Here is a 14178-nt window from a genome sequence, read left to right as displayed (position 1 = left end):
GGCGGGGCTGCTCATGGGTCCACTCAAGCAGCGACCACCGACAGTCATAGGCGTGAAAGGGCGCTTATCCACAGGGTGTGGAGGGTTAGTGGCTTTCTTTCTCCGATTTTACTTTCAGCCCTCTGGGTGGGGTGGTTTCGAGGCTCGCTGCGCTCGCACCTCAACCACCGAGGTCGGCGTCGTGGGTTGAGGAGGTTGCGCAGCAACCGTCTCGAAACCCCAGCGACCAGGAAGCCGGCAGCGGCGCGCAAGCACCGCCTACCTCGTCCCCGTCAATGCCAGAGACCGCGACGACCGCGGCACCGTACGCGGCGACTGATTGACGCGAGGAGGCGACCAGAGGTGCGGGGGTCTCGACGTTCGCTCGTCGCTGGCGCTCCTCGCTGCTCGACCACCGGCACGTGGTTTCGAGGCTCGCTGCGCTCGCACCTCAACCACCGGGAGCCGGCAGCGGCGCGCGACCACCGCCTGCCTCGTCCCGGTAGCTGCCAAGGACCGCGACCACCGCGGCGCCGCACGGGACCACCGATTCACGCGAGGAGGTGACCAGAGGTGCGGGGGTCTCGACGGGCGCTCGTCGCTGGCGCTCCTCGCTGCTCGACCACCGGAGGGTGGTTTCGAGGCTCGCTGCGCTCGCACCTCAACCACCGCTGGCGACCGGGCGCACCGATGCCCGCCACCGTGGGGGGACGGTGGCGGGCCGGGTGCGGGGTCAGCGGAGGATGGAGTGCTTCTGGACGACCTCGGTGGTGTTCCAGAGCCTGCCGAGTCCCCAGGTGGTGCCGGCGCCGAGGGCCGCGAGGGCGACGAGGCTGACGGCGCCGAGGAGGTGCTCGTCGAGGACCGGGTTGTTCTCCGGGGGGAGGACGACGGTCCACATCATCACGTAGAGGAGGGCGCCGGCGGCGGCGGCGAAGCGCATCCCGATGCCGAGGGTGAGGGCCAGGCCGATGCCGAGGAGGCCCAGCATGAAGCCCCAGTCGGCGAACCAGGTGCCGGCGATGGAGTTGTAGAAGCCCTTGAAGGGACCGTCGGCGCCGAACTTCAGGAAGCCCTCGGTGGGGCTGTTGCCGTGGATCCAGGCCGCGTCACCGAAGCGGTCGACGACGCCGGTCTCGTCGCGGCCGGTGCTGAAGCCGAGGGCGAGCAGCTTGTCGAGGAAGGCCCACAGGAAGGTGAGTCCGAAGCCGATCCGGAGCACGGCCAGCGCCTTGCGTGCGAACGGGGTCTGGACGGTGTCGACCTCGGTGACGACCTGGTGGTCGTGCGCCGGGCGGTTGATGGTGGTCATGGCACTGCTCCTTCTCGGTTGTCGGTGCTGTGGTTCTCAGGTTGCTCTCAGCCTCGTCCTGCGCGGGCAGCGCGGGCAGGGGCGATGGTCACCCCGGGCCCGGGCTTTTAGTCCCGAGCAGCACCCGGACCACGGGCACGACCGCCACGGGGCAGCTCGCGTGCTCGACGACCGTGGCGGCCACCGACCCGAGCAGGAGGTCGCCCATGCGGGAGCGGTCGTGGCGCCCGACGACGACCAGGTCCATGAGGTCGGCGACCTCCAGCAGCGCCGGCGCCGGCATCCCGCGGGCGACGACGAGGCGCACGTGCACGTCCGGGTGCATTTCCCCGAAGCCGGCGACGGACTCGGCCAGCCGGACCCGGGCGTCCTCGGAGTCGGCTCCGGAGTCGATCTCCGCGCCTCTCACCGCGTCGGTGCCGGCGAGCGGGTCCCAGACGCTGTGCAGCACGGTCAGCGGAAGTCCGTGGGTCGCGGCATGGCGGTAGGCGTGCTCCAGGACCGGGCGCGAGTCGGCGGTGCCGTCGTCGCCGACCAGCACCCCACGACGTACGACGCCCGCGTGGTGCGGCCGCACGACCACGACCGGGCAGGCGGCCTCCCGCGCCAGGCCGACGCTCACGGAGCCGAGCAGCACGGTGCGCAACGGTCCGTGACCGCGCGAGCCCACCACCAGCAGCGAGGCGCTCGACGCCAGGTCCAGCAGGGCCTGGCGCGGGTGGGCGCGCCGGACCACCGTGCGCAGGCGGAGCCTGGGGTGGCGGGCGCGCACGTCGGCGGCCGCGGCCTCGACGAGCTCCCGGCCGGCGACCTCGAGCTCGTGGGTGACCCGGACGGCGTAGGGGTCGACGTCGAGCACCAGCCCGGTGCCGTGGACCAGGACGAGCGGGCGGCCGGCCAGGTGCGCCTCGTCGGCGGCGAAGGCGACGGCACGACCGGAGTGGTCGGAGCCGTCGACGCCGACGACGACGGCGCCGGCCGGGAGCGAGGTGGTGTCCATGTCCTCGAGCCTGGTCGGCGCGGGCGCCGGCCGTCAGCGGCGGAGGGCCCGATCCAGGGGGACCAAGGACCCGAGCTCGACGGTGCGGTCGACCAGGTCCAGCCCGACGGGCTCGTGGGTGATCCACAGGACGCTGCGGCCGTCGCGCTCGCCGAGGATCTCCGCCGCCAGCTCGACGGCGGTGGCGTGGTCGAGGTGGGCGGTCGGCTCGTCCAGCACGAGGACCGCCTGGTCGGCGAGCACCGAGCGGGCCACGGCCAGGCGGGCGCGCTCGCCACCGGAGACCTGCGCGTGGCCGTCGCCGAGCCAGGTGTCGAGCCCGTCGGGCAGGGAGTCGAGCCACGGGCCCAGGCGGGCGCGACGCAGGGCGACCTCCACCTCCTCGTCGGTCGCGGAGGGCCGCGCGAGCCGGACGTTCTCCACCAGGGTCGAGGCGAAGACGTGCGGGTCGTCGTCGACGAGGCCCACCCGGCGGCGTACGTCGTCGAGCGCCAGCCGGTCGAGACGCTCACCGCCCAGCGTCACCTCGCCGGAGGTGGGGTCGAGGAAGCGCAGCATCAGCGCCGCCAGCGTGCTCTTGCCGGAACCGCTCGGGCCGGTCACCGCCACGCGGGCGCCCGGCTCGAGGTCGAGGGACAGCCCTTCCACGCACGGCCGGTCGCGGTCCCAGCCCACGGTGATGCCCCGCAGCGCCACCTCGGAGGAGGGGGGCAGGGGGCGTCCGACGGTGTCCCGGACCGCCGGCGTACGGCGGTCGAGCTGACGCAGGCGGGTGGCGGCGGCCTCGGTCCGTGCGGAGAGCGCCCCCGCGTCCGCGACCGTGGCCGCGGGCTCGGCGAGGGCGAGCGGGACGAGCACGAGGAGAGCGGCCATCGGCCCGGACAGCGACCCGTCGGCCACCGCGGGCGCGGTCAGCCACGCCATGGCCACCACGCCGGCGCCCGACGTCAGCAGCACCAGTGCGCGGGCGGCGCCGAGCCACCGCGCGGCGCGGACCCCGGCCCCGGTCAGACGGCTACCGAGCACGGACACGCGGCGCACGGCGGCGTCCTCGGCGCCCCACATCAGCAGCTCGGTGGCGACCTGGGCGGTCTCGACGACGGCCGCGGAGAGCTCGGCGCGCAGCCCGACGGCCGCCCGCTCACGCCGGCCGGCCCCGAGGCGGGCCAGCAGGAAGCCTCCACCGCTGCCCACCAGCGCCGTGGCGAGGACCACCGGCACCGCAGCCGGCAGGACCAGCGCCGCCACCGCCGACGTCACGACGGTGACCCCGGCGAAGCCGAGCACCGGCAGCCGCACGCGCAGCTCGCGGTCCACGACGCTGTCCACGTCGTCGACGATCGAGGTCAGCACGTCCCCGCGCCGCCGCCCGAGACGACCGGGCGTCAGCGGCACGATGGCGTCGTAGACGTGCACCCGCCGCAAGGCCAGCATGCGCAGCGCGGTGTCGTGGGACCGCAGCCGCTCCACGTAGCGGAGCACCGGTCGGGCGAGGCCGAAGAGCCGCACGCCCACGACCGCGACGAGCAGGGTCAGCACCGGAGGCTGGGTCGAGGCCTGGACGATCAGCCACCCGGCGGTGGCTGTCAGCGCCACGCCCGAGGCCGAGGCCAGGGAGCCCAGCGCGATGCTGCTCCACAGCGAGGCCGGTCGGGCGGACCCCGATGCCGCCGGCTCGCCGGCGTGCGGTGTGGTCACAGACCGCACGTCTCGGGCCCGCGAACCTGTGGTTTGTGACCACACCGCAGGGGTGACGCGCGCGAGCGGCACCACGTGGTCGGCGAGCGCCACGAGCGCGGGGCGGTGCGCGACGACGAGCACGGCGCTGCTCCGGCCGAGCTCGACGATGGTGTCGGCGATGACGCGCTCGGTGAGCTCGTCGAGGTGGGCGGTGGGCTCGTCGAGCAGCACCCACGGACGCCGGGCGAGCACGACGCGCGCCAGGGTCAGCCGGGCACGCTCGCCGGCGGACAGGCTGCCGCCGTCCTCGGTCACCGGCGCCGCCAGCCCGCCCGGCAGCAGCCGGACCCGCTCGGCCAGCGCCACCTGCTCCAGCGCGGACCACAGCTCCTCGTCGCTCGCCCCGGGCGCGGCCAGCCTGAGGTTCTCCGCCACGGAGCCGGCCAGGAGCACGGGACGCTGCGGCACCCAGGCCACCTGCGAGCGCCAGGCGGTCGTGACCGGGGTGCCGCCGACGGTCAGGGAGCCCTCGACGGGCACCAGCCCGACCAGCGCCGCCAGCAGCGTGGACTTGCCGCAGCCCGACGGCCCCGTCACCACGGTGACGCCGCGCGCAGGCACGACGGCGGACAGGTCCGCCAGGGCGGGACTGGTGCGCCCGGGATGGGTCACGGTGAGGCCGTCGACGACGAGGTCGCCGCCGTCGTACGACGCCCCGCACCCGTTCGGCGCCTGCGACTCGAGCAGCTCGCTGACCGCCTCGAACGTCGCGACGCCCTCGGCGGCGGCGTGGAACTCCGCGCCGACCCGGCGCAGCGGCCAGTAGGCCTCGGGGGCGAGCAGCAGGACGAACAGGGCGGTGCCGAGCGCCACGTCACCGTGCGCCAGCCGCACCCCGATCACGACCGCCACCAGCGCGACGCTCAGCGTGGCCACGAGCTCGAGCACGGCCGCGGAGGCGAACGCGACGCGCAGCGTCGCCTGGGACGCGCGCCGGTAGCGGTCGGTGACGGCGCCGATCCGTGCGGACTGGGCCCGCGCGCGCCGGTGGGCGACCAGCGTCGGCAGGCCCCGCACCACGTCGACGAAGTGCCCCGAGAGCGCCGCCATCGCGGCCCACTGCTCCTGGGCCCGGTCGCGCGTGGCGAGCCCGACCAGGGCGCCGAAGACCGGCACGAGCGGCAGCGTGAGCCCCACGATCAGCGCGCTCCAGAGGTCCTGGGTGGCGATGACGGCCAGCGTGAGCAGGGGCAGCACGAAGGCGAGGACCGCCGCCGGCAGGTAGCGGGTGAGGTAGGGCTCGGCGGCCGCCACGCCCCGGGTGGCGAGGACCGACAGCTCGCCGCTGGCGGACGAGGACTCCGAGCCACGGGCGATCACGGCGCGGACGACCTGCCCGCGCAGGTGGTCCCCGACCGCCGCGGCGGCGCGGGCCGAGAGGACGTCGGAGCCCCAGGACACGAGCGCGCGGGCCGCGACCAGCCCCAGGACCGCGAGCGTCCACCCGACCAGCCGGTCGTCGGACACCACGGCGACCACCAACCCGGTGACGGCGTAGGCCTGCGCCACCACGAGCACCGCGCCCAGGACGCCCGCGCCCACGACGCCCGCGAGGTGTCGCCGCGCCGGGGCGAGGTGGGGGCGCAGCCGCGGGTCCGTCGGCCTCACGGGGCGAACGGGGTCGGCAGGGGCGCGGGGATGTGGTCCACCGAGATCCGCCGGCGGAAGACCCAGTAGGTCCACGCCTGGTAGGCCAGGACCAGCGGCGTGAAGAGCACCGCGACCACCGTCATGATCTTGAGCGTGTACGCCGTGGCGGCGGCGTTGGTCGTGGTCAGGCCGGTGCCGCCGGCCAGGCTCGTGGGCATCACGTCCGGGAACAGCGCGAGGAACAGCCCGGCCACGCCCAGCCCGATCGCCAGGAACGTGCCGACGAAGGACCAGCCGTCCCGACCCGCGAGGACGGCGAGCAGCCCCAGGACGAGCGCCACCGCGGCGGCGGCGAAGGCGAGGGCGGAGGGGACCGTGCCGGTGTCGAGCTGGGTCCAGCCCAGGAAGACCACCGTCACCAGCGCAGCGCCCACACCCAGCTTGGTGGCCAGGTCACGCGCGTGCTCGCGCACCCGTCCGGAGGTCTTCAGCGAGATGAACACCGCGCCGTGGGTGAGGAAGAGCATCAGCGTCGTCGCCCCGCCCAGCAGGGCATAGGGGTTGAGCAGGTTGAAGAACCCGCCGGCGTACTCCAGGTCGGAGTCGATCGGCACCCCCCGCAGGATGTTGCCGAACGCCACGCCCCACAGGACGGCGGGCACGGCCGAGCCGACGATGATCGCCAGGTCCCAGCGCGCCCGCCAGGTGGCGTCGTCGCGCTTGTGGCGGTACTCGAAGGCGAGCCCGCGCACGATCAGCGCGACCAGGATCAGCAGCAGTGGCAGATAGAACCCGCTGAACAGCGTGGCGTACCACTCGGGGAAGGCGGCGAAGGTGGCGCCGCCGGCGACGAGCAGCCACACCTCGTTGCCGTCCCAGACCGGGCCGATGGTGTTGATCAGGACGCGGCGCTCGTCCTCGGTGCGGCCGATGAGCGGCAGCAGCATGCCGACCCCGAAGTCGAAGCCCTCGAGGACGAAGTAGCCGATCCACAGGACGGCGATCAGGCTGAACCAGACGGTGGTGAGCTCCATGGCGGTCTCCGGGTCTCAGTAGGCGAACGCGAGCGGGCGGTCGGGGTCGTGGTCGGGTCGCTCCGGCGGCAGGTCGTCGTCGTCGACCTTGTCCGCGCCGTGGCGGGCGTAGCCGAGCAGCAGCTTGACCTCGACGACGGCGAGCACGCCGTAGAGCAGGGTCAGGACGACCAGCGAGATCAGGGCCTCCGTCGGCGAGACGCTGGGGGAGACGGCGTTCTGCGTGGTCATGAGCCCGAAGACCGCCCAGGGCTGGCGTCCCATCTCGGTGAAGATCCAGCCGAAGGAGTTGGCGAACAGCGGCAGGAACGGCAGCGCCAGCACCGACGCCAGGAGCCAGCGGCCGCGCGGGGTGCGCCCGCGGCGGGTCGCCCACAGCACCCACACCGCGACGGCGGCGGCCGCCATGCCGAGCCCCATCATCAGCCGGAAGGTCCAGTAGGTCAGGGGGATCACCGGCGTGTAGTCGCCGGGGGAGTAGTACGCCGCTCCCGGGTCGCTGCCGTACTCCTCGGCGTACTGCTCACGCAGGTCGTCGATGCCGACCACCTCGCCCCCGGCGTCGCCGGTGGCGAGGAACGACAGCAGCCGCGGCACCTTGATCGCGAAGCGCTCCTCGCTGCCGTCGAGGCTGCCGACGGTGAAGACCGAGAAGTCGGCCGGCTGCTCGGTCTCGTAGAGCGCCTCGGCCGCGGCCATCTTCATCGGCTGCACCTCGGTCATCACCTTGCCCTGGAAGTCGCCCGAGACGGTGACCCCGATGCCGGCGACGAGCACGACCATCGCGGCGCTGCGCACGGCCGAGCGGTACATCGAGCGGTCCTCCTCGTCGCGCGCCTTGCGCACCAGCTGCCAGAAGGCGACGCCGACCACGAACGCCGCGCCCGTCATGTACGCCGCCAGGACGGTGTGCGGGAACGTCACGAGCTGCACCTTGTTGAACATCACCGCCGCGAAGTCGGTCATCTCGGCGCGGCCGCTCTCGGGGTCGTAGCGGTAGCCGACGGGGTTCTGCATGAACGAGTTGGCGGCGAGGATGAAGTAGGCCGAGAACAGCGTGCCGAGGTGGACCAGCCACATGCAGGCGGCGTGCAGCCGCGCCGGGAGCCGGTCCCAGCCGAAGATCCACAGCCCCAGGAAGGTCGACTCCAGGAAGAAGGCGAGCAGGCCCTCGATCGCCAGGGGCGCGCCGAACACGTCGCCCACGAACCGCGAGTAGTCGCTCCAGTTCATGCCGAACTGGAACTCCTGGACGATGCCCGTGACGACGCCGATCGCGAAGTTGATCAGGAACAGCTTGCCGAAGAAGCGGGTGAGCCGGAGCCACTGCCGGTTGCGCGTGCGCACCCAGGCGGTCTCGTAGCCCGCGACGAGGGCCGACAGACCGATCGTGATCGGGACGAACATGAAGTGGTAGACGGTCGTGATGGCGAACTGCCAACGAGCGATGTCCAGGGTGTCCAGGTCCACGTGCTCTCCTGTGGTGGTGGGCGGGCACGCCCACGCTAGGAACGCGACAGGGCCCCGCGTCACGGTCGCGGGTCCCGACCCGCCGGGACGAAGGTCCCGGGCCCGCGAGGTCCCGGCCCTCAGGCCAGGAGCACGTCGGCCACGGGGCGCCGCGGGGTCCTCGGGAGCTGGCTGCGGCCGATCTCCTGCCAGCCGATGCGCAGCAGGACCTGCGGGTGCGTCAACGAGCCCAGGACCTCCGTGCGCATGGCCTCGCGGGTGCCGGCGACCTCGACCACCTGGCTGAGCGGCACCACGGAGAGGCCGTCGACCGTGGCCGCGAGCCACAGCTGGCTCAGGGCCTCGCCGGTCTCGACCCAGGCGCGCGGCTCGTCCCGGTCCGTGCCCAGCACCAGCAGCCCGTCGGAGCTCTCGAGCATGCCCGCGCGCGGCCGGGCGGGTCCGGACGTGAATCGCCCACCGGGGGCCGGGGCGGCGCCCACCGACTCGGGGATGCTCGTCGACGGCACGCCCTCGTCGGGCCCCCGGTCGACGCAGGCGCGCTGCTCGGCGGCCAGGTGGGGGTCCGCGAGCTGCTGGTCGCGGGCCCGCTCGACGAGCAGCTCCACCCGGATGCGGGACGCGGTGTCGCTCAGGGGGACGGCCAGGACGCCGGGGGCGGCCACGGCAGCGGCCAATCCGGCCAGCCGCTCCTCCGGCACCGGCCACGAGGTGAAGCGTCGCCGGTCGGTGACCCTCCGGGCGAGGGTGGCGAGGTGCTCGACCGCGTCCGCCGGCCGCGGGCCGGGGCGCAGCTCGAGGGTCGCGAGGTGGTCGGGGTCGTGGGGCTCCGGCAGCAGGACCACCTCGGCGGGCATCCCGAGCGCCGCGGCCGCCACGCGCGCCTGGTGCAGCGCGGCGCCGCACGAGACCAGCAGGTTGCGCCCGGAGGGGTCGGCGACCGCGAGCTGGCGCGCGCGGTCGGCGTACAGCTCGATGCGGTCGCCGTCGACGCGCCACCGCCAGGGCTGGGTGTTGTGCACGCTGGGGGCGCCGCACGCCAGCTCGACGACGCGGCGGGCGGGCGAGCCGGAGGGGGTCCGGAGGTCCATCCGTCCAGCGTGCGACGACGCTGCGGGGCGGACCAGGGACCAAGGTCCCGGTGGGTCCGGGCCCTCCGGACCGGGTGGCCCGCCGCCGAGGGACCCTAGGCTGACGTCATGACGCACAGTGCCGACGCCGGCCCGGGTGAGCGCGCTGCGATCCGGGTCTTCCTGCTCGACGACCACGAGATCGTGCGTCGCGGCATCCGCGAGCTGCTCGAGAGCGAGGGCGACATCGTCGTGGTCGGCGAGTCCGGCTCGGCGGTCGAGGCCGCCAGCCGGATCCCGGCGCTGCGCCCCGACGTGGCGATCCTCGACGGGCGCCTGCCCGACGGCACCGGCATCGACGTGTGCCGCGAGATCCGCTCGGTCGACCCGAGCATCCACGCCCTGATCCTCACGTCCTACGACGACGACGAGGCGCTCTTCGCCTCGATCATGGCGGGAGCCGCCGGCTACGTGCTCAAGCAGGTACGCGGCAGCGACCTGATCGACACGGTGCGCCGGGTGGCCGCCGGCCAGTCGATGCTGGACCCGGCCGTGACCGCCCAGGTCCTGGAGCGGGTCCGCAACGGGCCGCGGGTCGACCCCAGCCTGGAGCAGCTCACCGCGCAGGAGCAGAGGATCCTGGAGCTGATCGGTGAGGGCATGACCAACCGCCAGATCGCGTCCACGCTCTTCCTCGCCGAGAAGACGGTGAAGAACTACGTGTCCTCGCTGCTGGCCAAGCTCGGGCTCAGCAGCCGCACCCAGGCGGCGATCTTCGCCACCAAGCACCCGCACCGGTGACCGCGCCCGGTAACGGTAGCCTGCCCGCGTGAGCGAGGACGCGCGTCCCGACCCCGCGCCCGGCTCGTCGTCGGCGCTGGAGGAGACCGGCTTCGACGACCTGCTGCGCGAGGTCCTCAGCCGCGTCCACGGCGTCCTGGACGAGCAGGCCCGGTGGCAGCTGCTGCTCGACGCGGTGGTCACGATGGCCGCCGACCTGACCCTGGACGGGCTGCTGACGCGCATCGTGCGGATCGCCAGCGACCTCGCCGGCGCGCAGTACGCCGCCCTCGGCGTCCTCGGCGACGGGCCGGGCAAGCGGCTCCGGCTGTTCGTCACCCACGGCATCGACGAGACGCGGGTGCGCGAGATCGGCGACCTGCCCACCGGCCACGGGCTGCTCGGGCTGATCATCGACCGGCCCGAGCCGCTGCGGCTGCACGACATCGCCGAGCACCCGGCGTCGTACGGCTTCCCCGAGCACCACCCGCCCATGGCGTCGTTCCTGGGCGTGCCGGTGCGGATCCGCGACATCGTCTTCGGCAACCTCTACCTCACCGAGAAGGTCGGCGGGGGTGACTTCACCGAGCAGGACGAGGCCATCGTGGTGGCCCTGGCCGCGGCGGCCGGCGTGGCCCTGGAGAACGCCCGCCTGCACGAGGAGGCGGGTCACCGGCAGCGCTGGCTCGCGGCGTCCGCCGAGGTGGCCTCGATGGTCTCCGGCATGGCCGTCGTCGCGGACGCCGTCCAGGTCATCGCCGACCGGGCGCGCGAGGTCTCCGGCGCCGACCTGGCCTGGGTCGCCTCCGGCGCCGACGGTGAGAGCCTGCACCTCGAGGCGGTGTCCGGTGCCGCGGCGGACGCCCCGGCCATGGCCCAGGTCGACCTGGGCCGCTCCCTGGCGAGCGAGGTGGTGCGCACCGGCACGCCACTCACGGTCGCCGACATCGGCGCCGAGCCGCGCGCCGTCGACGTCGCCGCCCGCCTGGGCTGGCCGGTCGTCGGGCCGGCCCTCGCCGTGCCGCTCGGCAGCGCCCAGGGCGTCGAGGGCGCGCTCGTGCTGGCCTGGTCGCCCGAGCGGCTGGCCGCCTTCCACGCCGTGGACCCGGCGCTGCCGGCGAGCTTCGCCGAGCAGGCGGCGCTGGCGCTGCAGGTGGCCGAGGCGCGGGAGGACCAGCAGCGGCTGGTGCTGTTCGAGGACCGCGACCGGATCGGCCGCGACCTCCACGACCTCGTCATCCAGCGGCTCTTCGCGGTCGGGCTGGGCCTGGAGAGCGTCTCGCGGCTGACGGACCGGCCGGAGGTCCGCGACCGGCTCGGTCAGGCCGTCGACGACCTGGACGCCACGATCAGAGACATCCGGCGCTCCATCTTCGCGCTCGGCAGCCTCGACGAGTCCACCGACGTCCAGGCCGAGGTCGAGCGGATCGTCGACCGCGCCGCGACGACGCTGAAGTTCCGCCCCACCCTCCGCTTCACCGGCCCCGTGCGCACCCGCATCCCCGCGAGCGTCGTGCCCGACGTCCTCGCGGTGCTGGGGGAGGCCCTTTCCAACGCGGCGCGGCACGCCGACGCCCACGCCGTCGACGTCGAGCTAAGCGCGGTCGACGACCTGCGGCTGACCGTGCGCGACGACGGTCGCGGCCTCCCCGAGGGGGTGCTGGAGAGCGGGCTGTCGAACATGCGCCAGCGCGCCGACCGCCTCGGCGGCCGGTGCGTGGTCAGCTCCGCCCCCGGCGAGGGCACCACCGTGGAGTGGTGGGTCCCGGCCGGGAGCTAGCCGTGGCTCAGGCGCAGTTGTCGCACTCGCCGGTGGCGGGCAGCTGCATGTGGCAGGTGGGGCACGTGGGGATCTCGCGCTCCTGGTAGCGGATCTTGCGCTCGCGACCGCGGGCCGCGGCCAGCTTCGGCGTCAGCGCGGCGACGCCGCCGCCCTCGGGGAGGTCGGCGCCGAACTGCTGGTGCGCGAGCAGGCGCTGCTGCGCCGCGTGCTCGTCGGGGTCCTCGGGCAGGGTGCCGGTCGCGGCCTGGACGGCCGGGGCGTACGACGCGCCGACGCTGCCGTCAGCGTTGACGCAGAAGGCGGTGAGCAGCGGCTCGTCGTTGCGCGCGCACTCGGCGGCGACGCGGGTCAGCACGTCGCCCAGCCAGTAGTGGGTCTGCTGGGAGGTGCGGATGCCGGTGCGGTTCTGCACCTGGACCGCGAGCTCCTTGGTCGTCAGCACCCGGTGGTAGTGGGCGGCGGTCTCCTTGAGCGTGGCGTGGGCCGCCTCGGCCCAGGCGTTGCGCGACTCGTCGAGCTCGAGGTCGGCGGCGTCGCGCCACTCCCCGTTGACGGGCTGGTCGACCAGCCCGGAGGCGTCGACCTGCGTGACGTCGAAGCCGAGGTGTGACAGCAGCCGACCGGCGCCGTCGAGGCTCCCGGCGAGGTGCGCGCGCGAGGCGGCCTTGCCGGTGGCGTACTTGTGCGCGACGCCCAGGACGGCGTTGGCGTCGTAGCTGTTGCCCTCGTGCCAGACGACGTAGTCGCGGCTTCCGCCGAACCCGTAGGTCCGCAGGAAGGCCTCCCCACCACGCTCGTCGTACTCGGAGAGGGCGTCTAGGACGTGGTCGCGGGTCACTGCTGGAAAGTCGGGCACATGGTCGACCTTAAGCCCGGCACCCACCAAACCCCTCACCAGGGACTGGGACGGTAGTCCTTCACGAAGCATCCGTACAGGTCCTCGCCCGCCTCGCCGCGCACGATCGGGTCGTAGACGCGGGCCGCGCCGTCGACCAGGTCCAGCGGCGCGTGCCACCCCTCGGCGGCGATCCGGAGCTTCTCCTGGTGGGGTCGCTCGTCGGTGATCCAACCGGTGTCGACCGCCGTCATCAGGATCCGGTCGGTCTCGAACATCTCGCCGGCGCTGGTGCGGGTGAGCATGTTGAGCGCGGCCTTCGCCATGTTGGTGTGCGGGTGCCCGGCCCCCTTGTAGCGGCGCGAGAACTGGCCCTCCATCGCCGAGACGTTGACGACGTAGCGGCGGCGCGCCTGGGAGGCGCGCATGGCCGGTCGCAGGCGGGAGATCAGCAGGAACGGCGCGATCGAGTTGCACAGCTGCACCTCGAGGAGCTCGAGCGGGTCGACGTCCTCGACCTTCTGGGTCCAGGAGTTGACCCGCTGGAGGTCGGGGAGGAGCCCGCCGGCGTCGACCGCCGTGCCGGCGAGGTGCGCCTCCAGGGAGGCGTGCCCGGCGCTGAGGGCCAGCGCGGTCATGGAGGCGGGCGACTCGCCCAGGTGGTGGGCGATCGGGTGGTCGCGCAGCGTGCCGGCGATCGACGCGGGGTGCAGCTCGGAGACCCGGTCGAAGGTGACCATCTCGGGCAGTGCCAGGTCGGTGGGCAGCGGGGCCAGCTCGGCCTCCGCCAGGGGCGCGTAGGCGCCGGGCGAGCGGCGTACGGTCTGGCAGGCGTTGTTGACCAGGATGTCGAGCGGCCCGGCGGCCGCCACCTCGTCGGCGAGCGAGATGACCTGGGTGGGGTCGCGCAGGTCGATGCCCACGACGACGAGCCGGTCGATCCAGTCGGCCGCGTCGGGCATCGCGGCGAACCGGCGCACGGCGTCCTTGGGGAAGCGGGTGGTGACGGTGGTGTGCGCCCCGTCGCGCAGCAGGCGCAGGGCGATGTACATCCCGATCTTCGCCCGCCCGCCGGTGAGCAGCGCCCGGCGCCCGGTGAGGTCGGTGCGCTGGTCGCGCTTGGCGTGCGAGAACGCCGCGCACTCCGGGCACAGCCAGTGGTAGAACGCGTCGACCAGGGTGTAGTCGTTCTTGCAGATGTAGCAGCCGCGCGGGTTGATCAGCTCGCCGGCGAACGCGCCGGTGGCCTGCGAGACCAGCGGGATGCCCTCGGTCTCGTCGTCGATGCGCATCGCCGAGCCGGTCGCCGTCAGCTCGGTGACCGCACGGTCGGCCGCGAGCTCCGCGGCGCGCTTGGCGGCCCGCCGCTCGTGCTTGAGCGCCTTGTACATGTGGGACGCCGCGTGCTTCACCGTGGTCATGTCCGGATGACCGTCCGGCAGCTGGTGCAGCTGGCCGAGGACCCGCACGGTCGTCGCGAGGTCGTCGGGGTCGATGCCGGTGGTCACCGGCGAATGCTACGGCGCGACCTCTCCGCCACCACGATCGACGCCTGCCGGAGGCCGAGGAAGGACGAAGTCCTGTC

Annotated in this window: 10 protein-coding genes; 2 read left to right on the top strand and 8 right to left on the bottom strand. The window is 73.9% G+C overall.

Going from position 1 to position 14178, the window contains the following annotated elements:
* Positions 1 to 712: 712 nt before the first annotated feature.
* From E4622_RS07255 to E4622_RS07230, 6 genes are all read right to left on the bottom strand, one after another.
* Positions 713 to 1291, bottom strand: coding sequence for a DoxX family membrane protein (locus tag E4622_RS07255; RefSeq protein ID WP_134739342.1), 579 nt, complete (start codon positions 1289 to 1291; stop codon positions 713 to 715).
* 88 nt (positions 1292 to 1379) lie between these two features.
* The gene (locus E4622_RS07250; protein ID WP_134739341.1) at positions 1380 to 2291 is read right to left on the bottom strand and encodes a universal stress protein; all 912 of its coding nucleotides are present in this window, start codon (positions 2289 to 2291) and stop codon (positions 1380 to 1382) included.
* A 33-nt stretch (positions 2292 to 2324) separates the two neighbouring features.
* Positions 2325 to 5639 carry a thiol reductant ABC exporter subunit CydD gene (gene cydD, locus E4622_RS07245; RefSeq protein WP_134739340.1) on the bottom strand — a complete coding sequence of 1105 codons (3315 nt, stop codon included), beginning with the start codon at positions 5637 to 5639 and terminating at the stop codon, positions 2325 to 2327.
* On the bottom strand, positions 5636 to 6655 hold the full coding sequence (gene cydB / locus E4622_RS07240) for a cytochrome d ubiquinol oxidase subunit II (protein ID WP_134739339.1): 1020 nt from the start codon (positions 6653 to 6655) through the stop codon (positions 5636 to 5638). The genes cydD and cydB overlap by 4 nt, the downstream gene beginning before the upstream one ends.
* Positions 6656 to 6670: 15 nt before the next feature.
* On the bottom strand, positions 6671 to 8125 hold the full coding sequence (locus E4622_RS07235; RefSeq protein ID WP_348536976.1) for a cytochrome ubiquinol oxidase subunit I: 1455 nt from the start codon (positions 8123 to 8125) through the stop codon (positions 6671 to 6673).
* 119 nt (positions 8126 to 8244) lie between these two features.
* Positions 8245 to 9216 (bottom strand): nitroreductase family protein, encoded by a 972-nt coding sequence (locus tag E4622_RS07230; RefSeq protein WP_134739338.1) that lies wholly within the window; start codon positions 9214 to 9216, stop codon positions 8245 to 8247.
* Positions 9217 to 9324: 108 nt separating this feature from the next.
* On the opposite strand from E4622_RS07230, the gene E4622_RS07225 reads away from it, so the two are divergent.
* Positions 9325 to 9996 (top strand): response regulator transcription factor, encoded by a 672-nt coding sequence (locus tag E4622_RS07225; protein ID WP_134739337.1) that lies wholly within the window; start codon positions 9325 to 9327, stop codon positions 9994 to 9996.
* 28 nt (positions 9997 to 10024) lie between these two features.
* Positions 10025 to 11755 carry a GAF domain-containing sensor histidine kinase gene (locus tag E4622_RS07220; RefSeq protein WP_134739336.1) on the top strand — a complete coding sequence of 577 codons (1731 nt, stop codon included), beginning with the start codon at positions 10025 to 10027 and terminating at the stop codon, positions 11753 to 11755.
* 7 nt (positions 11756 to 11762) lie between these two features.
* On the opposite strand, the gene E4622_RS07215 is transcribed toward E4622_RS07220, so the two are convergent.
* Together E4622_RS07215 and E4622_RS07210 are read right to left on the bottom strand one after the other, a co-directional pair.
* Positions 11763 to 12596, bottom strand: a complete 834-nt coding sequence (locus E4622_RS07215) for a hypothetical protein (protein WP_134739335.1) — start codon at positions 12594 to 12596, stop codon at positions 11763 to 11765.
* A gap of 53 nt (positions 12597 to 12649) precedes the next feature.
* Positions 12650 to 14101: an SDR family oxidoreductase gene (locus E4622_RS07210; protein ID WP_134739334.1), complete on the bottom strand. Its 1452-nt coding sequence runs from the start codon at positions 14099 to 14101 to the stop codon at positions 12650 to 12652.
* Positions 14102 to 14178 lie beyond the last annotated feature (77 nt).

The sequence above is a fragment of the Nocardioides sp. 503 genome (genome assembly GCF_004522095.1).
GTDB lineage: Bacteria > Actinomycetota > Actinomycetes > Propionibacteriales > Nocardioidaceae > Nocardioides.
This window is presented reverse-complemented; position numbering and strand designations above follow the sequence as displayed.

Coding starts and splice junctions, on each gene's coding strand:
- cydB (WP_134739339.1), bottom strand. CDS start 6,655: ATGGAGCTCACCACCGTCTGGTTCAGCCTGATCGCCGTCCTGTGGATC.
- E4622_RS07250 (WP_134739341.1), bottom strand. CDS start 2,291: ATGGACACCACCTCGCTCCCGGCCGGCGCCGTCGTCGTCGGCGTCGAC.
- E4622_RS07255 (WP_134739342.1), bottom strand. CDS start 1,291: ATGACCACCATCAACCGCCCGGCGCACGACCACCAGGTCGTCACCGAG.
- E4622_RS07225 (WP_134739337.1), top strand. CDS start 9,325: ATGACGCACAGTGCCGACGCCGGCCCGGGTGAGCGCGCTGCGATCCGG.
- E4622_RS07230 (WP_134739338.1), bottom strand. CDS start 9,216: ATGGACCTCCGGACCCCCTCCGGCTCGCCCGCCCGCCGCGTCGTCGAG.